Raw genomic sequence first — 21,035 nt, 5'->3', positions numbered from 1 at the left:
ACGTGCGGCACGGCGACCTGATCTCACGTCAGGTCGCCGGCGCGGCTACCGATGCAGGCGTAAATCCAGGGTCATCGGCAGTTCATCGTTGAGGGTCAGTGCAGGAACCTGCAGTTTGCCGGGGCTGTGGCCGACCCGGAAGAACCGCGCCAGACGTCGGCTTTCCGCCTCATTGGCGTTCACCGGCAGGGTTTCGTAATTGCGCCCCCCAGGGTGGGCGACATGGTACTCGCAGCCCCCCAGCGAGCGCTGCATCCAGGTGTCGAGGATGTCGAAGACCAGCGGCGCATGGACCGGGATCGTCGGCTGCAAGGCATTGGTCGGCTGCCAGGCGCGGAAACGTACCCCTGCGACGAATTCCCCTACGCGCCCGGTCGGTCGCAGGGGTACCGGCACGCCGTTGCAGGTGAGCATGTAACGCTGCGGCGGCAGGCCGGTGACCTTCAGCTGCAAGCGCTCAAGCGACGAGTCCACATACCGAACCGCGCCACCCGCTGCACCCTCCTCACCCAGCACGTGCCACGGCTCCAGCGCTTGACGCAGTTCCAGCTCGATGCCGCTGACGGCGTAGTCGCCAACCTTCGGGAAGCGAAACTCCAGATGCGCCGCGAACCACTCGGCGCGTACGGGATAACCGGCGCTGTTGAGCTCGGCGATGACGTCATCGAAATCCTGCTGGATGAAATGCGGCAGCATGAAGCGGTCGTGCAGCTCGGTGCCCCAGCGCGCCAGTTTCGCCGGTGCATAAGGCTCGCGCCAGAAACGCGCGACCAGTGCCCGCAGCAACAGCTGTTGCGCCAGGCTCATCCGGGCGTGCGGCGGCATCTCGAACGCGCGCAGCTCCAGCAGGCCCAACCGGCCAGTAGCACCGTCAGGCGAATACAGTTTGTCGATGCAGAATTCTGCGCGGTGGGTGTTGCCGGTCACGTCGATCAGCAGGTTGCGCAGCAGCCGGTCCACCAGCCACGGCGCGCATTCTTCGCCCGGCTTGGGCATTTGTGAAAAGGCGATTTCCAGCTCGTACAACGAGTCGTTACGCGCTTCGTCGACCCGCGGCGCCTGCGAAGTCGGCCCGATGAACAATCCGGAGAACAGGTAGGACAGCGACGGGTGGTTATGCCAGTAGCTCAACAGGCTGCGCAGCAGATCCGGCCGGCGCAGGAAGGGCGAATCGCCCGGCGTCGCGCCACCGAGGACAAAATGGTTGCCACCGCCGGTGCCGGTGTGGCGCCCGTCGATCATGAATTTCTCGGTGGTCAGTCGGGTCAGGCGCGCTTGCTCGTAGAGAAACTCGGTGCGTTCCACCAGTTCATCCCAGGTGGACGAGGGCTGTACGTTCACTTCGATCACACCCGGATCCGGGGTGATGCGGAAGTTCGCCAGACGCGGATCGCTCGGCGGTTCGTATCCTTCCAGTAACACCGGGCAGCGCATGTCTTCAGCCGTCGCTTCGATGGCGGCGACCAGTTCCAGGTAGGCCTCAAGGGATTGCAGCGGCGGCATGAACAGATACAACCGTCCGCCCCGCGCTTCGGCGCTCAATGCGGTGCGGGTCAGCCAATCGGCGGACTCGTCGATCTCGGGTTCGCGGTCGACGCTGGGGTCGCCCTGCTCTGCCAGGCTGTCCAGTCGCGACTCAACCTCGTCTCGGTCGGGCAACTCGGCAAATGCCTGGTTGTGGTCGGTCGGATGGATGTAGGGGTACTCGGCCGCTTTGACCCACGGCTGCGAGGCCAGCGGCAAGCGATAGCCGAGGGCAGAATCTCCGGGCACCAGGCGGCAATGCTCGTCGCGCAGGTACCAGCGACCACTCTGCCATTGATCGTCGGCAGCGGTTCGCGCCAGTGGCAGAACGTGGCCAATGATGGTGTCCAGCCCTTGGGAAAACACGTTGCGCAGGCGCGCACGTTCGAGGGGGTCCTCAAGGCGCGAAGCGTCGGCGCTGACGTTTTTGGGCAGCGCGCCCTCACGCCACAGGTAATAGAAACGGTCTTCGTAGGCCGGGAAAACGTAACGCGCCGGCAGCTTCAGCCGCTCGGCGACGCTGCGCAGGAAACTGCCCGCCATCTCGCTGTCGGCGCCGTAGTCCCGGGTCTCGTCAGCGACCAGCGCATTGTTGCGCCACACGGGCTGCCCATCTCGGCGCCAGAAGCAGTTCAGTGACCAGCGCGGCAGTTGCTCGCCGGGGTACCACTTGCCCTGACCGAAATGAACGATGCCCTGGGGCGCGTAATGGTTGCGCATGCGCTGGTACAACTCGGCGGAGAGCAGACGCTTCTTCGGGCCCAGCGCGGCGGTGTTCCATTCATCGCCGTCACGGTCGTCGATGGAGACAAACGTGGGCTCGCCGCCCATGGTCAGGCGTACGTCGTGGGCGACCAGATCGTTATCGATCTGACGTCCCAGCGCCTGAATATCCTGCCACTGCTCTTCGGTATACGGCTTGGTGACGCGCGGCGCCTCCCAGATGCGCTGCACCGACATCTCGTGGGTGAACTCGGTGTTGCAGGGCTCGACCATGCCACTGATGGGCGCCGCTGAAGATGGTTCGGGACTGCAGGCCAGCGGAATGTGACCCTCACCGGCAAACAGGCCGGACGTCGCGTCAAGGCCCACCCAGCCGGCACCGGGCAGATACACCTCACACCAGGCGTGCAAGTCAGTGAAATCGACGTCGGTGCCGGAGGGTCCATCCAGCGCTTTGACATCAGCCTTGAGCTGAATCAAATACCCGGACACAAACCGCGCAGCCAGCCCCAGATGACGCAGCAACTGCACGAGCAGCCACGCCGAATCACGGCAGGAACCAGAAGCGTTTTCGAGGGTGTATTCAGGCGTCTGAATGCCCGGTTCCATGCGGATCAGGTAACCGATATCGTTGGCCAGACGCTGATTAAGGCCGACCAAAAAGTCGATCGCCGGAATCGGCGTGCGGTCGATGCTGTCCAGGTACGCCTGAAACCTTGGGGTCAGCGGCAGCTTTTCCAGATAGGGCTGCAGCTCGTGATGCTCTTCGCGGGCATAGGTGAACGGGATCTTCTCGGCGTAGGGCTCAAGGAAGAAGTCGAAGGGATTGAACACTGCCATTTCGGCGACCAGGTCCACTTCGATGCGCAGCTCGCTGGTCTTTTCCGGGAACACCAACCGCGCCAGATAATTACCCTGCGGGTCCTGCTGCCAGTTGATGAAGTGGTTTTCAGGAAGGACTTTCAGCGAATACGACAATACCCGCGTACGGCTATGAGCCGCCGGGCGCAAGCGGACGATTTGCGGCCCCAGCTCTACCGCGCGTTCGTAGCGGTAATGCGTGACGTGGTGCAAGGCAATGTGAATCGACACGGCGTGCCTCCTGCGAGCCTGGACGGTAACGGAGCTGCGCAAGACTTATGCCACCCCGGCAAATCAGGCGCCTCCGGCCTGGAGGTAGCATGTTCAGCCAAGCACAGCACCAAAATCGCGCCCGCTTCAACGAATGGTGCAAGGGTCGCACGGAAATGAGGCGGGTGGGGTTATTTGCACTAGAATGCAAAACGCCAGCTCGAAAGCTGGCGTTTTGTTGTTCGGTATCGCCTAGCGCGGGACCTTACCGTGGGAAAACCGGCTGGCGCGAAGGCTTCTTGCCTTTGCCGGGTTTGGCGGCATCCGAACGATCCTTGGCTGCCTGCTTGTTACGAGCAGCCGCCGCAGCCTTAGCCTCTTCGCGCTTGTCCCAAGGCTTGCTGCCGTCGCTTGCGCGCTGAGGCAAGCCGGTGTGCTGCGTCAGGATCTTGGTGGTCCTGGCAACCTTGTGGCTACCAGCCGGCGTCGAGTTCTTGCGGCGCGCGCTCTGATAGGTGTCGGTTTCCGGCTGATGCAGCGGGATCAGCTGATGCTTGCCCGGCCCGATCAGATCGGCACGGCCCATACGCTCCAGTGCCTCACGCAGCATCGGCCAGCCCTTCGGATCGTGATAGCGCAGGAACGCCTTGTGCAGACGGCGTTGCTCTTCGCTCTTGACGATGGTGACCGAATCGCTCTTGTACGTGACCTTGCGCAGCGGGTTCTTGCCAGAGTGATACATGGCCGTCGCACTGGCCATCGGTGACGGGTAGAACGCCTGTACCTGATCCGCGCGGAAGCCGTTGCCCTTGAGCCACAGCGCGAGGTTCATCATGTCTTCGTCGGTCGTGCCCGGGTGAGCCGCGATGAAGTAAGGAATCAGGTACTGCTCTTTGCCCGCTTCCTTGGAGTACTTCTCGAACATGCGCTTGAACTTGTCGTAGCTGCCAATGCCCGGTTTCATCATCTGGTTGAGCGGACCTTCTTCGGTGTGCTCAGGCGCAATCTTCAGGTAACCGCCGACGTGGTGGGTCACCAGTTCCTTGACGTACTCGGGCGATTCCACCGCCAGGTCGTAACGCAGACCGGACGCGATCAGAATCTTCTTCACGCCGGGCAGTTCACGGGCGCTGCGGTACAGCTGAATCAATGCCGAGTGATCGGTGTTCAGGTTCGGGCAGATTCCCGGGAACACGCAGGACGGCTTACGGCACGCGGACTCGATTTCCGGGCTCTTGCAGGCGATGCGATACATGTTCGCCGTCGGACCGCCAAGGTCGGAGATCACGCCGGTGAAGCCGGGGACCTTGTCACGGATTTCTTCGATCTCGCGGATGATCGAATCATGGGAACGGTTCTGAATGATCCGGCCTTCATGCTCGGTGATGGAGCAGAACGTGCAGCCGCCGAAGCAGCCGCGCATGATGTTCACCGAGAAACGGATCATGTCGTAGGCCGGAATCTTCTCCTTGCCGTACACCGGGTGCGGAATGCGCGCGTATGGCATGCCGAACACGTAGTCCATTTCTTCGGTGGTCATCGGAATGGGCGGCGGATTGAACCAGACGTCCACCTCGCCATGCTTCTGGACCAGCGCGCGGGCGTTGCCCGGGTTGGTTTCCAGGTGCAATACGCGGTTGGCGTGGGCATAGAGCACCGCGTCGCCGCGCACTTTCTCCATCGACGGCAGACGTATGACCGTCTTGTCGCGGGTCATGCGAGGGCTCGCCAGGATCTGCACGACCTTCGCTTCGTTCGGATCCTCGACGTCACCCTTTTCCTGCTCAATGGCACAGGCCTGGGTGTCTTGAGTGTTCACGTACGGGTTGATGATCTTGTCGATCTTGCCTGGACGGTCAATGCGCGTTGAGTCGACTTCGTACCAGCCCTCCGGCGTATCACGACGAATGAATGCCGTGCCGCGCACGTCGGTGATGCTTTCGATCGTTTCGCCATAGGACAGGCGAGTCGCCACTTCGACGATAGCCCGCTCGGCGTTGCCGTACAGCAGGATGTCAGCGCAGGCGTCGATCAGGATCGAGTTGCGAACCTTGTCCTGCCAGTAGTCATAGTGAGCGATGCGGCGCAGCGATGCTTCGATGCCACCCAGAACGATCGGCACGTTCTTGTAGGCTTCCTTGCAGCGCTGGCTGTAGACCAGACTCGCACGGTCTGGACGCTTGCCCGCCATGCCGCCTGGGGTGTAGGCGTCATCGGAGCGGATCTTTTTGTCGGCGGTGTAGCGGTTGATCATCGAATCCATGTTGCCGGCCGCGACGCCGAAGAACAGGTTCGGCTCGCCGAGCTTCATGAAGTCGTCTTTTGACTTCCAGTCGGGCTGCGCAATGATCCCGACGCGGAAGCCTTGGGACTCCAGCAGCCGGCCGATGATCGCCATGCCAAAAGAAGGGTGATCGACGTAGGCATCACCCGTGACAATAATGATGTCGCAGGAATCCCAGCCAAGCTGATCCATTTCTTCCCGGCTCATTGGCAGGAAAGGCGCTGGGCCGAAACATTCGGCCCAGTACTTCGGATAGTCAAATAACGGCTTGGCTGCTTGCATATCGATGACCAGTGTTCGTGTCTGGGGGCGATTTTCGCTTGGAAATTCGCGGGCGCGGAGAATAGCACAAATTTTGATCAAGTCCGACGACAGTAGTCGGATAAGTGATCGGCATGACTCTGGACTCTGGTGCCCTTCCGGCATCAAAGTCCCGGTCCAGAGCCCTACTTATTCATCATCATCAAAGTTGTAACTGCCCGGCGCGAGGTTCTCGAAGCGGGTGTATTTGCCGATAAACGCCAGCCGGATAAACCCGATCGGGCCGTTACGCTGCTTGCCGATGATGATTTCAGCGATGCCCTTGTGTTCGGTCTCGGGGTGATACACCTCATCCCGGTACACGAACATGATGACGTCGGCGTCCTGCTCGATCGCTCCGGATTCCCGCAAGTCGGAGTTCACCGGGCGCTTATTGGGACGTTGCTCGAGGGAGCGGTTGAGCTGAGAAAGCGCAACCACCGGGCAATTGAATTCCTTGGCGAGCGCTTTCAGGGAACGGGAGATTTCGGAAATCTCGTTCGTCCGGTTATCGCCACTGGAGCCAGGAATCTGCATCAATTGCAGGTAGTCGATCATGATCAGGCCGATATCGCCGTGCTCGCGGACCAGGCGCCGCGTACGCGCTCGCATCTCCGACGGGCTGATGCCGGCCGTGTCGTCGATGAACAGCTTGCGATCGTTGAGCAGATTGACCGCCGATGTGAGGCGCGGCCAGTCATCGTCATCGAGCTGACCGGAACGCACCTTGGTCTGGTCGATACGGCCCAGCGACGACAGCATACGCATGATCAGCGATTCGCCTGGCATCTCCAGCGAGTAGACCAGCACCACTTTGTCGCTGCGCAGCACCGCGTTTTCCACGAGATTCATCGCGAAGGTGGTCTTACCCATCGACGGACGGCCGGCGACAATGATCAGGTCTGACTGCTGCAGACCACTGGTTTTTTCATCAAGATCAGCGTAGCCCGTGGAAAGACCGGTGATGCCGTCGCCGATGTTGAACAGCGTATCGATGCGGTCAATCGCCCGGGTAAGCAGGTCGTTGACGCTAACCGGCCCGCCTGTCTTGGGCCGCGCCTCGGCGATCTGGAAGATCTGCCGTTCGGCCTCGTCGAGAATCTCTTCGGCGGTACGCCCTTCCGGGTTGAACGCACTGTCAGCGATCTCGGTACTGATGCCGATCAATTGGCGCAGCGTCGCGCGCTGACGAACGATCTGGGCATAGGCCTTGATGTTCGCGACAGACGGAATGTTCTTCGCGAGTTCCGACAGGTAACCCAGGCCACCGACTTGCGAGGTCTGGCCCTCCTTGTCGAGCTGCTCTGCCAGGGTCACGACGTCGATCGGCTGGTTCTGATCCGCCAGCTTGGCAATGGCGCGGAATATCAGACGGTGGTCATGACGATAGAAATCGCCATCCGACACCTGATCAAGCACGCGCTCCCAGGCGTTGTTGTCCAGCATCAGACCACCGAGCACGGCCTGTTCGGCCTCGATGGAATGCGGCGGCACCTTCAGGGCAGCGGTTTGCAGGTCATATTGCTCGGGAGCGGAGATGTCGTTCATGGCCACACGGAAATCAGGGGGTTGAATCAGGATACTCAGAAATGACAAAGGGCACGACCTGCGAACAGGAACGTGCCCAATGCTAACCGACCGAGGAGCGAGTCATCAGCCAATCAGACTTCCGCACCGAAGCGCAGAAACCATACTGCTTAAGCAGCTACAACAACAACGCGAACGGTAGCTTCAACGTCGCTGTGCAGGTGCACGGCTACGTCGTATTCGCCAACGTTACGGATGGTGCCGTTCGGCAGACGAACTTCAGACTTGGCCACTTCAACGCCAGAGGCGGTCAGTGCGTCAGCGATGTCGTGAGTACCGATCGAACCGAACAGCTTGCCTTCGTCACCAGCGGTGGCAGTGATAGTCACTTCCAGCTCTGCCAGTTGAGCAGCACGAGTTTCAGCAGAAGCTTTCTTCTCGGCGGCAGCTTTTTCCAGCTCTGCACGACGCTCTTCAAACGCGGCCACGTTGGCAGCGGTTGCAGCGGTTGCTTTGCCGAAAGGCAGCAGGAAGTTACGACCGTAGCCAGCCTTAACGTTTACTTTATCGCCCAGGTTGCCCAGGTTGGCGACTTTTTCCAGCAGGATGAGTTCCATTTGGTAAAACCTCTTAACTTTAACCTTCACCGTTCGCAGAACCGTTATCGGCGTCTTTCGACGCCAGACGGCCGCGAAAATCAATCAGGCTGTCGACAATGGCAAACACCACCAGCAACGGATAGATCAGCTGCATGAACAGCAATAGCGTGACGTACAACCCTACCAGCCAGAACCGTGTCAGGCGCTTTGCAGCCACCAGACCGTGAATCAGGGCCAGCCCCGCGAACATGAGCGGCACGCTGCACAACGGTGTCAGCATCGCCAGTTGAGGACCGAAATTCGGCCCCACCAACATGCACACCAGCAGCACCAGCATCGGTGCCCGCGGGAGTTTCAGGCTGCGAAATTCGCGTCCGAAACCGCCCGGGTTATACAACAACGCCTGCCAGTACCGCCCAAGGAGCAGGCATACCACGCTGACGATCTGCAACAACGCTGCAATCAGGCCATTGAGGACTGGCGTAATCAGTGCCCCCAAACGCGCTCGCTCTTCTACCGACATCTGCTGGTAGACATCACCGAAGACGTGGGGCAGGAGCTTTTGCAGCTCCCCCGCCATGGCTTCGATGGGCTCGCGAAACACCGCGCCCAGAACCACTGCATACAACAATCCAACCGCCACGCTGACCAGCAGCACGCGGACCCAAGACTCGCTGGCACGCAACACGGCGGCCAGCCCCCAGGAACCCAGCAACACCATCAGGGTGCGAGGTTCACCGAAATACCACCAGACCAAAGCCGGCAGCAGAGCCCAGGCAAGGACGCCTAACGCGTCACTGATCCCGCGTCGCAGGAGCACAAGGCAACCTGCAGCAGCACTCAACCAGAACAACAGCGGCAATGCCGCACATCCAACCACTACGAGAGTGGCCTGCATGCGGCCGCGCATGATGAATTCAGCCATGGCGCGCATGCGATCTATCCCTTACTGCGTTTGTCGACTACCTGGTCTCAGCGGCCGTGGCTGTCGGTGTAGGCCAACAGGGCCAGGAAGCGGGCGCGCTTGATAGCGGTAGCCAGCTGACGCTGATAACGAGCTTTGGTACCAGTAATGCGGCTAGGAACGATCTTGCCGGTTTCAGATACGTAGGCTTTCAGGGTGTTGAGATCTTTGTAATCGATCTCCTTCACATTTTCAGCTGTGAAGCGGCAGAATTTACGACGACGGAAGAAACGTGCCATGTAATGGGCTCCTCAAAAGGTCCGTGGATTACTCGTCAGCGTTATCGCTGTTGTCGCTGTCATCACCATCAACGCCTTCGGCGTCGGAGTGCTCAGGACGGTCGCGACGCTCACGGCGCTCACTGCGGTTTTCTTCAGCCTTGAGCATTTCGGACTGGCCAGTAACAGCTTCGTCGCGACGGATGACAAGGTTACGGATCACGGCATCGTTGTAACGGAAGTTGTCTTCCAGCTCGGCCAGAGCCTTGCCAGTGCACTCAACGTTCAGCATCACGTAGTGAGCCTTGTGAACATTGTTGATTGCATAGGCCAGTTGACGACGGCCCCAATCTTCCAGACGGTGGATCTTGCCGCCGTCTTCTTCGATCAGCTTGGTGTAACGCTCTACCATGCCGCCGACTTGCTCGCTCTGGTCCGGGTGAACCAGAAAGATGATTTCGTAATGACGCATGAATGCTCCTTACGGGTTGTAGCCTGCCGCCAAAGCGGTCAGACAAGGAGTGAATAACACTGGTTTATCTTGCACAGGGACAGGCACATGAGCGCCTGCCATGACAGCAAGGGGCGCAATTGTAGAGAAGGGGTCGGAGGGGCGCAAGGAGATTGGTGAATATTTGAACAATGGCTACAAGCTACAAGCTACAAGCTACAAGCTACAAGCTACAAGCTACAAGCCTGAGCGTGACCGGCTTGCAGCTTGAAGCTTGGAGCTTGCCGCTTTTGACTGACTACTTCTTGGCAGCGGCGCGCTGACGCAGGGCTTCAAACAGGCAGACGCCTGTCGCGACCGAAACGTTGAGGCTGCTGACGCTGCCAGCCATTGGCAGGCGCACCAGGTAGTCGCAATGCTCGCGGGTCAGGCGGCGCATGCCTTTGCCTTCGGCGCCCATGATCAGGATGGTCGGGCCCGTCAGATCCTGCTGATACAACTCCTGCTCGGCCTCGCCCGCAGTGCCGACGACCCACAGCCCACGTTGCTGGAGTTTTTCCAGCGTGCGAGCCAGGTTGGTCACGGCGACGAGAGGAATGACCTCCGCTGCACCGCATGCCACTTTCCGAACGGTCGGCGTCAACGTCGCAGACTTGTCCTTGGGCACGATCACCGCCAGAGCACCGGCTGCATCGGCCGTCCGTAGACATGCGCCGAGGTTATGGGGGTCGGTGACGCCATCCAGAACCAGGATCAGTGGCGGACCTTCAGTGCGGTCGAGCAGCTCGTCGAGCATCGCCTCGCCCCAGACCTGGCTCGGGCTGACATCCGCTACCACGCCCTGGTGTACACCTTCTACCCAGGCATCCATTTCGCGGCGCTCGGCTTGCCCCACCGACACGCGGTTTTGCGCAGCGAGTTCGATGAGCACTTGAACCCGCGGGTCGCTGCGGCCTTCAGCCAGCCAGATCTGCTTGACCCGCTTGGGGTGATGACGCAACAGCGCCTCCACAGCATGAACGCCGTAGATTTTTTCCAGCTGACTCATGACTTGGCCTTAGGTTTGCGCACGCTGCCACCGCCTGAAGCAGAGGCCGAACCCGACTTGGACGAGCCTTTGCGATGCTTGCTGGTTTTACCGGAAGCCCCAGCAGAATCACTCGTCGACTTTCCCGACGATGCCTTGCTACCACCCTTGGCTTCAGTCAGCAGGGCTTTTTTCATTTCACGGCTTTTGCGCACTTCTGCATTCTTGGCAGCCGCATCACTTGGCCGATAGGCCTCGGCAACAGGCTCTTTCGCAGTGCGGCGACCGGACTTGGAGGCAGACGACGATTCCTTGGAATCCTTGACCTTCTCTGCCGCGGCAGGCTCGGACGTCCGACGCTTCCGGCCGATCGGCGCGCTGGTGGTTTTCTCGGACATTTCGAAATCGATCTTGCGCTCGTCCAGATCAACACGCATGACGCGCACTTCAACGGTGTCGCCCAGGCGGAAACTACGGCCTGTACGCTCGCCGGCCAGGCGATGATGGACCGGATCGAAGTGGTAGTAGTCACCCGGCAATGCGGTGACGTGCACCAGGCCTTCGACGTAGATATCGGTCAGCTCGACGAACAGACCAAAGCCGGTGACAGCCGTGATCACGCCCGGGAACGACTCGCCAACGCGGTCTTTCATGAACTCGCATTTCAGCCAGTTCGTCACGTCGCGGGTTGCCTCATCGGCACGGCGCTCGCTCATCGAGCACTGTTCGCCCAGTTGCTCGAGCATCGCTTCGTCGTACGGGTAAATACGGGCCTTCGGAATGACCGGAGCACCGGCACGGCGAACGTGCGGCGTTTCCTGCTTGGAGCGGATCACACTGCGGATCGCGCGGTGAGTCAGCAAGTCCGGGTAGCGACGAATCGGCGAGGTAAAGTGGGTGTACGCCTCGTAATTCAAACCAAAGTGGCCATGGTTATCCGAGCTGTACACCGCCTGGCTCAACGAACGCAGCATAACGGTCTGGATAAGGTGGTAATCCGGACGGTCCTTGATGGTTTCGAGCAGCGCCTGATAGTCCTTCGGCGTCGGGCCGTCTTTGCCCTTGTGCAGGGAAAGACCCAACTCGCCGAGGAAGGCACGCAGCTTTTCCAGGCGCTCAGGCGGCGGACCGTCGTGCACGCGATACAGGGCAGGGATCTCATGCTTCTTGAGAAACGCAGCAGTCGCCACGTTCGCAGCGAGCATGCATTCTTCAATCAGCTTGTGCGCATCGTTTCGAGTGGTCGGACGGATCTCGGCGATTTTGCGCTCAGTGCCGAAAATGATCCGGGTTTCCTGAGTTTCAAAATCGATGGCACCGCGGACATGCCGAGCGCCCAACAGCACTTTGTACAGCGCATAAAGCTGCTTCAGGTGCGGCACGACGTCGCCATACTGCTCGCGCAGCTGCTTGGCTTCGGCGGCTTTGGGATGCTCCAGCATCGAGCTGACCTTGTTGTAGGTCAGGCGTGCATGGGAGTGGATCACGGCTTCGTAGAAAACGTAGTCGGTCATCTCGCCGGCTTTGGAGATAGTCATCTCGCAAACCATTGCCAGACGATCAACCAGCGGATTCAGCGAGCACAGCCCGTTGGACAGCTGCTCAGGAAGCATCGGGATCACGCGCTCAGGGAAATACACGGAGTTGCCGCGCACCTGAGACTCAGCGTCGAGCGCCGAGCCGAGCTTCACGTAGCTTGATACGTCGGCGATCGCCACATAGAGCTTCCAGCCGCCGGAGAACAGGCGCAGCTTGCCGGGCTTGGCTTCGCAAAAAACGGCGTCGTCGAAGTCGCGGGCGTCTTCACCGTCGATGGTGACGAATGGAAGGTGACGCAGATCGACGCGGTTTTCCTTGTCCTTCTCCTCTACTTCCGGCTTCAGCTTCGCGGCCTCCTTGAGCACCGCCTCGGGCCAGACGTGAGGGATGTCGTAGGTACGCAGCGCGACATCGATCTCCATGCCGGGCGCCATGTAATTGCCCACCACCTCAACCACGTCGCCCTGCGGCTGGAAACGCGGAGTCGGCCAGTGGGTGATTTTCACCTCGACGAACTGACCGACCTTGGCGCCGTTGTTACGGCCAGGGGTGATCAGCACTTCTTGCTGGATTTTTGGGTTGTCCGGCTGAACGAAACCGATGCCGCTTTCTTCGAAATAGCGACCCACTACGGTTTCGTGCGCGCGGGAAATGACTTCGACAATCACGCCTTCGCGTCGACCGCGACGGTCCAGACCCGAGACGCGCGCCAGTGCGCGGTCACCGTCGAACACCAGACGCATCTGCGCAGGGCTCATGAACAGGTCGTCGGAGCCATCATCCGGGACCAGGAAACCGAAGCCGTCACGGTGACCGCTGATGCGACCCAGGATGAGGTCCAGCTTGTCGACCGGTGCGTACGTGCCACGGCGGGTGTAAATCAATTGGGCATCGCGCTCCATGGCACGGAGCCGACGCCGCAAGGCTTCGATCTGATCTTCAGTCGTCAGGCCAAACTCTTCCACCAACTGCTCCCGGGCAGCAGGCGAACCGCGCTCGGAGAGGTGCGCCAGAATCAGCTCACGGCTAGGGATGGGGTTTTCGTATTTTTCCGCTTCACGAGCGGCCTCGGGATCGAGGGACTGCCAATCGGCCATTAGAATGAATTCACCTTATCTGTATGTAATTAGTTTGGCATATACCAGATTGAAACGCGAAGACAGCATTTGCTGGGGCTTTTCGCTATTTCAAATTATTTTCGCACGGGGGCTTTACAGCCCTCAATCTCCTCCGTAAGATGCGCCCCACAACGACGGCACTGCCAAGTTGTAGTTGAAATCAAACGAAATATCGAATGAAATCAACGAACTGCCCAGATGGTGAAATTGGTAGACACGCCAGCTTCAGGTGCTGGTGACCGCAAGGTCGTGGAAGTTCGAGTCTTCTTCTGGGCACCAATTCAACGAAACCGAGCTTAGGCTCGGTTTTGTGCATTTTGCGGTTTGAAAAGTCAAGCGTAGTAAAAATATCCGTTAGCGTAGATCACGTCTTGCGCCCTGCCCCTCGCTGCAAGTGCATCCCCCGCCGTGCCTCCAACAAATTCAAAAATTCAGTTGCACTCTCGCGAAAAATCTAATTAAATCAGCGCCATGCCCAGATGGTGAAATTGGTAGACACGCCAGCTTCAGGTGCTGGTGACCGCAAGGTCGTGGAAGTTCGAGTCTTCTTCTGGGCACCAAACAAACAAAACCGAGCCAAGTGCTCGGTTTTTTGTTTTCTTGGGGGCTGCAATAACCCCCATCCGTGCAGGTGACTAGGCGCGGAACTGCCCCAGACTGGCCTTGAGCTGGGCGGCGAGCCTGTCCAGCGTCTTGCCGCTGGCGGTCGTCTCGACCACGGCCTGGGCAGCCTTCTCGGCTTGAGCGTGAATGACTTCTACACGCCCCCGCACCGCTTGCGCGCCCTGAGCCTGATGTTCTGCGGCCCGAGTGGCCAGACCAATCGCCGCATGAACCTGCTCGACAGACACCTGCACAGACTGCTGCAGTCGCGCGCTGTCTTTCAGCACCGCAAGCCCTTCTTTGGCCTGACGCCCTGCGAGACCAATCGTCGCCACGGCTTCGCGCGCCCCGGACTGCAGCTTGGCGATGTGTTCCTGGATGTCCCCCGTTGAACTTTGCGTCTTGCTCGCCAACGCCCGCACCTCATCGGCGACAACCGCGAAACCCCGACCGGTTTCGCCGGCGCGCGCTGCTTCAATGGCAGCGTTGAGGGCAAGCAGGTTGGTTTGCTCGGCGATGCCATGGATCACTTCCAGCACCACTTCGATCTGCTGGCTTTGCTGCGCCAGCCGCTCGATGACCTGGGCACCCGTCTCCACCTGCCCGGCCAGTGCCTCGATCAAACTGCCCACCTGATTGGAGGTGCGCGTGTTTTCATCCGTTGCCTGGCGAATGTCCACGACCTGCCGCAATGCTGCCTGCATCGCCTGGCTCTCGGCCTGGGCCTCGTCTGCCATCTGTGCCAGCGCTTGAAGGCTGGCAGCCACCTCATCGCGCTGCAATTCGGCCGCAGCGCCGGCGCCCGCGTTGCGCTTGCTCATGGCGCCAATCTCGACGCCAGTCTGCTGCGCCACATCCCCCGCCTCTCGAACGATCGGCTGCAACTTGTCGACGAAGCGGTTTACGGCCGCGGCCATGTCGCCTATCTCATCGTTGCTGTTGAGTTTGACGCGCTTGGTCAAATCGCCTTCGCCTGCTGCCAGATCATCCAGCGCACGATTGAGCAGCTGCAAGCGCAACACGACGCGGCGCCCCAGCACGATGGCCAACACCACCAGCACACCGAGCCCCACCAGAGACAGCCCGACACCGATTCTCCAGCGCAGCGTGGTCGCGGCCTCCTGGACAGCGGAGCTGGTATTGGTCGCCATCGCAGTGGCCGACGATTGAGCCGTCTGCAGACGCGAGCGCAACGCGGCAGAACTCTCGGCCGCAGCGCCGCCCAGGCTTTCCGAAACCAGCTGATCACCGCTGCCGATCAACGCAATAAAGCGCTTGTCCAGCGCTGCCAGATTCTCTTCCACAGAGGTGGTCGACACACCCATGCGGACTTTGCCGATCTCGACGCCATTGGGGCTGATCGATGCTTCTACGTAATACACCGATGGGTCTTTCTGCGCCGCATTCAGGACCTTGTCCATGGCGCGCTCACCCTCGCCTTTCGCCAGCAGAGCTTTGATGGATTCGTTCTCGCGATTCAGATAACGCGTCAAGTGCTCGCCTTGAGCGTCGTCGTAGACCACGAACAGCACATTCGGATTGCGTTGCGCACGGCGCGCGAACTCCGACAGCGTCGGCGTATCGCCATCCCACATCGCCCGTGGCGCGACCGCAGCCAGCAGCTCGGCCATGTCGGTCGCTGAATCCTGAAGGTCCTTCTCCAGCGTCGCACGCAGTTGCTTCTGCTCATCTTTCAGACGCGTCGACAGGCCGGCGCTCAGGCGCTGACGTGTATTTTGCGAAAGACTGTCCAGGCTGGACGTTACGTCGCGGCTCGCCTGCTCCAGCTCGCCTGTCAAGTGTTGCGAATCTACACTCAGCCGCGCCGCCAGCTCAGCCTCAAGCGCAGTGACGGTGCTCCGAGTGAGGGCGACGGCAACCAGCACCTGCACCAGAAGGGCGATACCAAGAGCAATGAATACGGGTCGCAGCAAGCGACTGCGTAGAAGAGAAGTAACAGCCGACACAGGAATTCCCCCACAACACACGCCATTAAAATGATGGCATCGTTTTATACGTGGAATCACAGCAAGGGTCGTGCCGCAGTGCTCGGCAGCTTTCAGGGGGCAAAACAAAGGGCCGCCGAGGCGACCCTTTGTTTGTGTTTCAACGACTTATCAATCGAACGGATGACGCAGAACGATCGTCTCGTTGCGGTCAGGGCCCGTCGAAATAATGTCGATCGGTGCGCCGACCAGTTCTTCAAGGCGCTTGATGTAAGCCCGAGCGTTGGCAGGCAGCTCTTCCAGGGTCTTGGCACCCAGGGTCGACTCGGACCAGCCCGGCACTTCTTCGTACACCGGCTCCAGGCCGATGTAGCTGTCGGCGTCGGTCGGGGCGTCGATCACTGCACCGTTCTCGTTCTTGTAGCCCACACAGATGTTGATGGTCTCGAGACCGTCAAGCACGTCCAGCTTGGTCAGGCAGATGCCCGAGATGCTGTTGACGTCGATGGCGCGACGCAGGATAACGGCGTCGAACCAGCCACAGCGACGCGCACGCCCGGTAGTTGCACCGAACTCGTGACCACGCTTGGCCAGGAACGCGCCGACGTCGTCGAACAGCTCAGTCGGAAACGGACCCGAACCTACGCGAGTGGTGTAGGCCTTGGTGATGCCGAGGATGTAATCCAGGTACATCGGACCCATGCCCGAACCCGTGGCGATGCCGCCCGCAGTAGTGTTCGAACTGGTGACGTACGGGTAGGTACCGTGGTCGATGTCCAGCAGCGAACCCTGGGCACCTTCGAACATGATGTCTTTGCCGGCGCGACGCATTTCGTGCAGCGTGGCGGTCACGTCGAGCATCATCGGCTTGAGCAGCTCGGCGTATTCCATGCACTCGTCGAGTGTCTTCTGGAAGTCGATCGCTGGCTCTTTGTAGTAATTGACCAGGACGAAGTTGTGGTAATCCAGCAGTTCGCCCAGCTTGGCGGCGAAGCGCTCGCGGTGGAGCAGATCACCAATGCGCAGGCCACGACGCGCAACCTTGTCTTCGTAAGCCGGGCCGATGCCGCGACCGGTCGTGCCGATCTTGTGCTCGCCACGGGCTTTTTCGCGGGCCTGATCAAGGGCCACGTGATAGGACAGGATCAGTGGGCAGGACGGGCTGATGCGCAGACGCTCGCGCACCGGAATGCCCTTCTCTTCCAGCTTGGTGATTTCGCGCATCAGTGCATCAGGCGCGACGACCACACCGTTGCCAATCAGGCACTGCACGCCTTCGCGCAGGACACCGGACGGAATCAGGTGCAGGACGGTTTTTTCGCCGTCGATCACCAGTGTGTGGCCAGCGTTGTGGCCACCTTGATAGCGCACTACCGCGGTTGCATGTTCGGTCAGCAGATCAACGATCTTGCCTTTGCCCTCATCACCCCATTGGGTGCCCAGGACTACGACATTCTTACCCATAACACTTGTCCTCATTCGCGCAAACTTGGTGCCGGCAGCGGCCGGCGGGGAAACTCAAGAGGCCAGCGGCATTACCTGCCAACGCTCGCCCTGCTGAATCAATTGCCGATCGCAGTCAGCGTCTTGCGCCGCTGAAACCGGTTGGCCTGGCAAGGCCTGAACAACACGCTGACCTTCTGCGCGCAGCTGACAGACCTTTTGCCACAGCGCTGCATCAGTGCTGTCCGGCATCCAGATACCGCCAGACGGTAGCTCGATCTGCGCCTGACCGCGTGTCACCAGGGTTTTCAAATCGGTGGAAAACCCCGTCGCCGGGCGCGCGCGACCGAAGTCGGCACCAATGTCATCGTACCGACCGCCCTGGGCAATCGACTGACCAACACCCGGAACGAAAACCGCAAACACCACACCCGTGTGGTAGTGGTAGCCGCGCAATTCACCGAGGTCAAAATACAACGGTAGCTCAGGAAACCGGGCCGACAGACGTTCGGCGATTTCCAGCAGATCGTCCAGCGCTTCGATGACCGGCGCCGGCGCATTCGCCAGGCGGTCGCGCGCCTGCGCCAACACGGTACGGTCGCCACACAGATCCACCAGCGCGCGCAGCATGCTGGCCAGATCGGCCGGCAGACCTTCGGTCAAGGCTATGACCTCGTCGATGGCTTTGCGCTGCAGTGCATCAAACAGCTGTTGCTCGACTTCACCGGACAACCCGGCAGCGCGGGCAAGACCGCGGTAAATCCCGACGTGGCCAAGGTCCATATGGACGTCCGGCACATCAGCCAGTTGCAGCATTGCCAGCATGAGGCTGATGACTTCGACGTCGCTGCTTGGGCTTGCGTCGCCGTACAGCTCGGCGCCCAGCTGGATCGGGCTGCGCGAGGACGAAAGCGCACGCGGCTGGGCATGCAGCACGCTGCCAGCGTAGCAGAGACGGCTTGGGCCTTCGCGACGCAGGGTGTGGGCGTCGATGCGGGCGACCTGCGGCGTGATGTCCGCACGGAAACCCATCTGCCGCCCCGATTGCGGGTCGACCACTTTAAAGGTGCGCAGATCCAGATCCTGGCCCGCACCGGTGAGCAGTGATTCGAGGTATTCGATGTGCGGGGTCACGACAAACTCGTAGCCCCAGCTCTGAAACAGATCCAGCACCTGACGACGCGCGACTTCAATGCGCGCAGCTTCCGGCGGCAGTACTTCTTCGATGCCATCCGGCAGCAGCCAGCGGTCAACCGTTGCCATTACGCCTTTCCCCTATGATCCGGGCGGCCGGCCCTTGGGCAAGCCTTGAGTGAAGCAGACAGCATTCTGCGGACGCAGTGCAAGGGAATGCCCCCTGCCCGATGCGCCGCACCATCGTGAACACCGTCCTCGAAAAAACTGCCGCGCACGGAACACGCCACGGCCAATCAATCGTGCAGACGCAAAAAAGCCGGGAATTTCCCGGCTGCCGCATCATACACACGTTTTGTCGCGCGATCACCCCGACGGGCTGTTTTGCCGCCCGGCGGAGTGATCAGGTGCCGATGCGATTACGGCTTGGATTTTTGCAGGTAGCGGAAGAACTCGCTGCCTGGGTCCAGCACCATCACGTCGCTTTTGTTTGCGAAGCTTTCACGGTAGGCGCGCAGGCTACGGTAGAACGCGTAGAACTCCTGATCCTGACCGTAGGCCTTGGAGTAGATCGCAGACGCTTGAGCATCCCCGTCACCGCGCGCCTCTTCAGACTCGCGATAGGCTTCAGCCAACAGAACGCGACGCTGACGATCGGCGTCGGCACGGATGCCCTCCGCCAACTCGTTACCCTTGGCGCGGTGCTCACGGGCTTCACGCTCACGTTCGGTGCTCATGCGCTCGAACACGCTGCGGTTCACTTCCTTCGGCAGGTCGATGGCCTTGACCCGAACATCGACAACTTCGATGCCCAGCTCCTTGCCAGCCATGGTGTTCAGCGACGCAGTGATGTCAGCCATCAACGCGTCACGCTCACCCGAAACCACCTCGTGCAGCGTGCGCTTACCGAACTGGTCACGCAGACCGGACTCGAGACGACGGGAGAGACGCTCATCGGCGATCTGCTTCAGGCCTGATGTCGCGGTGTAGAAACGCTCAGCGTCCTTCACGCGCCACTTGGCATAGGCATCAACCATCACGGCTTTCTTTTCCAGCGTCAGGAAACGCTGAGTCGGCGCATCCAGGGTCATCAACCGACCATCGAACTTGCGCACCTGATTCACGTAAGGAATCTTCACGTGCAGGCCCGGCGAAACATCCGCTTGAACCACGCGACCGAATTGCAGCAGCACCGCGCGCTCGGTCTGAGCGACGATGTAAAAGCTGTTCCATGCGACCACGGCCAACACGACGCAGACAATCAGGGCAACCAGAGATTTATTGCTCATCAGCGAGTCTCCCTAGTGCGCGTGTCGCGTTGTTGTTGCATGTCCGCTGCCCGCGAGCCCGGATCTGCCGGTGCAGCGGCAGCGCCGCCAGTGGCAGACGAGCTGGAACCGTTACGGCTGCTATCGATCATTTTGTCCAACGGCAAGTAAAGAAGGTTGTTCTGACCTTTCTCGCCAGTCACGAGCACCTTGCTGGTGTTGCTGAAGACTTCCTGCATGGTGTCCAGATACAGACGCTCACGCGTGACTTCCGGTGCTTTGCGGTACTCGGCAACCAGCTTGGTAAAGCGATCCGCCTCACCCTTGGCCCGAGAGACCACTTCGTCACGATAACCGTTGGCGTCTTCGACGATACGCTGAGCCTGACCGCGTGCTTCCGGGATCACACCGTTGGCATAGGTTTCAGCCTGGTTGCGTGAGCGCTGCTCGTCTTCACGGGCGCGGATCACGTCATCGAACGCTTCCTGGACTTCGCGCGGCGCCGCAGCACTCTGCACGTTGACCTGAGTAACGGTGATACCGGTGCGATAGGTATCGAGGAAGCGCTGCAACCGCTCCTTGATTTCGCTGGCCATCAACTCACGACCTTCAGTCAGCACCTGATCCATGGCGGTCGAACCGACCACATGGCGCAAGGCACTTTCGGTTGCGTGCTGGAGGCTGACTTCGGGCTGATCAACGTTCAGCACGAAATCCTGCAGATTGGTGATCTTGTACTGCACAGTCAGTGGCACTTCGACGATGTTCTCGTCTTCGGTGAGCATCTGGCCCTGCTTGCTGTACGCACGTTCACGGGTCACGTTTTCGAGGTACTTGCGATCGAACGGCGGGAAGTAGATGTTCAGACCCGGCCCGACGGTTTCGTAGTACTTGCCGAAGCGCAGCACAACGGCCTGCTCCTGCTCGTCGACCACATAAATTGCGTTGTACAGCCAGATGGCGAGCAGTACGACCAGACCGATGCCGAGCAGGCCGAGGCCACCGCCCTTGCTCGATCCACCGCCGCTGCCGCCACCATCGCCACTGCGTTTTTTACCACCACCGAACAACCCATTCAGGCTTTCCTGCAGCTTACGGAAGGCCTCGTCGAGATCCGGTGGCCCCTTGCGGTCGCCGCCCTTGCGCTTACCACCCCAAGGATCCTGATTATTCGAGTTGCCACCCGGCTCATTCCAAGCCATAGCGCTCTCCATCTGATAAAGCAAAGACGCGCCCACGGCGCGCCGACCAATGCTACAGAATGCCCGTCGAAGCGGTACAACCGCTTTGTCAGGC

General features: G+C 60.2%; 14 protein-coding genes and 2 tRNA genes. 2 read left to right on the top strand and 14 right to left on the bottom strand.

Annotation, left to right across the window (positions count from 1 at the left end; all coding sequences use genetic code 11):
- Positions 1 to 45: 45 nt before the first annotated feature.
- From AC0Z8Z_RS15895 to rnr, 9 genes are all read right to left on the bottom strand, one after another.
- A complete protein-coding gene (locus AC0Z8Z_RS15895; RefSeq protein WP_485619729.1) occupies positions 46 to 3,339 on the bottom strand; it encodes a transglutaminase family protein in 3,294 nt (1,097 codons plus the stop codon).
- Positions 3,340 to 3,583: 244 nt separating this feature from the next.
- Positions 3,584 to 5,884: a YgiQ family radical SAM protein gene (locus AC0Z8Z_RS15890; RefSeq protein ID WP_122533811.1), complete on the bottom strand. Its 2,301-nt coding sequence runs from the start codon at positions 5,882 to 5,884 to the stop codon at positions 3,584 to 3,586.
- A gap of 168 nt (positions 5,885 to 6,052) precedes the next feature.
- Positions 6,053 to 7,450: a replicative DNA helicase gene (gene dnaB / locus AC0Z8Z_RS15885; RefSeq protein ID WP_065987793.1), complete on the bottom strand. Its 1,398-nt coding sequence runs from the start codon at positions 7,448 to 7,450 to the stop codon at positions 6,053 to 6,055.
- Between the two features lie 149 nt (positions 7,451 to 7,599).
- Positions 7,600 to 8,046 (bottom strand): 50S ribosomal protein L9, encoded by a 447-nt coding sequence (gene rplI / locus AC0Z8Z_RS15880; RefSeq protein ID WP_122533812.1) that lies wholly within the window; start codon positions 8,044 to 8,046, stop codon positions 7,600 to 7,602.
- Between the two features lie 19 nt (positions 8,047 to 8,065).
- On the bottom strand, positions 8,066 to 8,962 hold the full coding sequence (locus AC0Z8Z_RS15875; protein ID WP_172610540.1) for a YybS family protein: 897 nt from the start codon (positions 8,960 to 8,962) through the stop codon (positions 8,066 to 8,068).
- A 38-nt stretch (positions 8,963 to 9,000) separates the two neighbouring features.
- Positions 9,001 to 9,231 (bottom strand): 30S ribosomal protein S18, encoded by a 231-nt coding sequence (gene rpsR / locus AC0Z8Z_RS15870; protein ID WP_037015707.1) that lies wholly within the window; start codon positions 9,229 to 9,231, stop codon positions 9,001 to 9,003.
- Positions 9,232 to 9,259: 28 nt separating this feature from the next.
- Positions 9,260 to 9,682, bottom strand: coding sequence for a 30S ribosomal protein S6 (gene rpsF / locus AC0Z8Z_RS15865; protein ID WP_037015709.1), 423 nt, complete (start codon positions 9,680 to 9,682; stop codon positions 9,260 to 9,262).
- Positions 9,683 to 9,959: 277 nt separating this feature from the next.
- Positions 9,960 to 10,709, bottom strand: a complete 750-nt coding sequence (gene rlmB, locus AC0Z8Z_RS15860; protein ID WP_037015712.1) for a 23S rRNA (guanosine(2251)-2'-O)-methyltransferase RlmB — start codon at positions 10,707 to 10,709, stop codon at positions 9,960 to 9,962.
- Complete coding sequence (gene rnr, locus AC0Z8Z_RS15855) at positions 10,706 to 13,324, bottom strand: ribonuclease R (protein WP_485619728.1); 2,619 nt, start codon at positions 13,322 to 13,324, stop codon at positions 10,706 to 10,708. Before rnr ends, rlmB begins: the two co-directional genes overlap by 4 nt.
- Positions 13,325 to 13,537: 213 nt before the next feature.
- Here rnr and AC0Z8Z_RS15850 point away from each other — a divergent pair.
- Together AC0Z8Z_RS15850 and AC0Z8Z_RS15845 are read left to right on the top strand one after the other, a co-directional pair.
- Positions 13,538 to 13,624 (top strand) — tRNA-Leu (locus tag AC0Z8Z_RS15850).
- A 194-nt stretch (positions 13,625 to 13,818) separates the two neighbouring features.
- Positions 13,819 to 13,905, top strand: a tRNA-Leu gene (locus tag AC0Z8Z_RS15845).
- A 75-nt stretch (positions 13,906 to 13,980) separates the two neighbouring features.
- Here the strand turns inward: AC0Z8Z_RS15845 and AC0Z8Z_RS15840 are convergent.
- The 5 genes from AC0Z8Z_RS15840 to hflK form a co-directional block, all read right to left on the bottom strand.
- A complete protein-coding gene (locus AC0Z8Z_RS15840; protein ID WP_485619727.1) occupies positions 13,981 to 15,915 on the bottom strand; it encodes a methyl-accepting chemotaxis protein in 1,935 nt (644 codons plus the stop codon).
- 150 nt (positions 15,916 to 16,065) lie between these two features.
- A complete protein-coding gene (locus AC0Z8Z_RS15835) occupies positions 16,066 to 17,358 on the bottom strand; it encodes an adenylosuccinate synthase (protein WP_485619726.1) in 1,293 nt (430 codons plus the stop codon).
- A 54-nt stretch (positions 17,359 to 17,412) separates the two neighbouring features.
- A complete protein-coding gene (locus tag AC0Z8Z_RS15830) occupies positions 17,413 to 18,600 on the bottom strand; it encodes an ATP phosphoribosyltransferase regulatory subunit (protein ID WP_122533817.1) in 1,188 nt (395 codons plus the stop codon).
- A 290-nt stretch (positions 18,601 to 18,890) separates the two neighbouring features.
- Positions 18,891 to 19,760, bottom strand: a complete 870-nt coding sequence (hflC, locus tag AC0Z8Z_RS15825; protein WP_122533818.1) for a protease modulator HflC — start codon at positions 19,758 to 19,760, stop codon at positions 18,891 to 18,893.
- Positions 19,760 to 20,941 (bottom strand): FtsH protease activity modulator HflK, encoded by a 1,182-nt coding sequence (hflK, locus tag AC0Z8Z_RS15820; protein ID WP_122533819.1) that lies wholly within the window; start codon positions 20,939 to 20,941, stop codon positions 19,760 to 19,762. The genes hflC and hflK overlap by 1 nt, the downstream gene beginning before the upstream one ends.
- Between the last annotated feature and the right edge of the window lie 94 nt (positions 20,942 to 21,035).

Source organism: Pseudomonas sp. 1L-C-7-B-C1 (assembly GCF_057291635.1).
This window is presented reverse-complemented; position numbering and strand designations above follow the sequence as displayed.

Excerpts from the sequence above, each read along its gene's own strand:
- dnaB (WP_065987793.1), bottom strand. The coding sequence starts at position 7,450 with ATGAACGACATCTCCGCTCCCGAGCAATATGACCTGCAAACCGCTGCC.
- rnr (WP_485619728.1), bottom strand. The coding sequence starts at position 13,324 with ATGGCCGATTGGCAGTCCCTCGATCCCGAGGCCGCTCGTGAAGCGGAA.
- hflK (WP_122533819.1), bottom strand. The coding sequence starts at position 20,941 with ATGGCTTGGAATGAGCCGGGTGGCAACTCGAATAATCAGGATCCTTGG.
- rpsR (WP_037015707.1), bottom strand. The coding sequence starts at position 9,231 with ATGGCACGTTTCTTCCGTCGTCGTAAATTCTGCCGCTTCACAGCTGAA.
- hflC (WP_122533818.1), bottom strand. The coding sequence starts at position 19,760 with ATGAGCAATAAATCTCTGGTTGCCCTGATTGTCTGCGTCGTGTTGGCC.
- AC0Z8Z_RS15835 (WP_485619726.1), bottom strand. The coding sequence starts at position 17,358 with ATGGGTAAGAATGTCGTAGTCCTGGGCACCCAATGGGGTGATGAGGGC.
- rpsF (WP_037015709.1), bottom strand. The coding sequence starts at position 9,682 with ATGCGTCATTACGAAATCATCTTTCTGGTTCACCCGGACCAGAGCGAG.
- AC0Z8Z_RS15830 (WP_122533817.1), bottom strand. The coding sequence starts at position 18,600 with ATGGCAACGGTTGACCGCTGGCTGCTGCCGGATGGCATCGAAGAAGTA.
- AC0Z8Z_RS15890 (WP_122533811.1), bottom strand. The coding sequence starts at position 5,884 with ATGCAAGCAGCCAAGCCGTTATTTGACTATCCGAAGTACTGGGCCGAA.
- rlmB (WP_037015712.1), bottom strand. The coding sequence starts at position 10,709 with ATGAGTCAGCTGGAAAAAATCTACGGCGTTCATGCTGTGGAGGCGCTG.
- rplI (WP_122533812.1), bottom strand. The coding sequence starts at position 8,046 with ATGGAACTCATCCTGCTGGAAAAAGTCGCCAACCTGGGCAACCTGGGC.
- AC0Z8Z_RS15875 (WP_172610540.1), bottom strand. The coding sequence starts at position 8,962 with ATGCGCGCCATGGCTGAATTCATCATGCGCGGCCGCATGCAGGCCACT.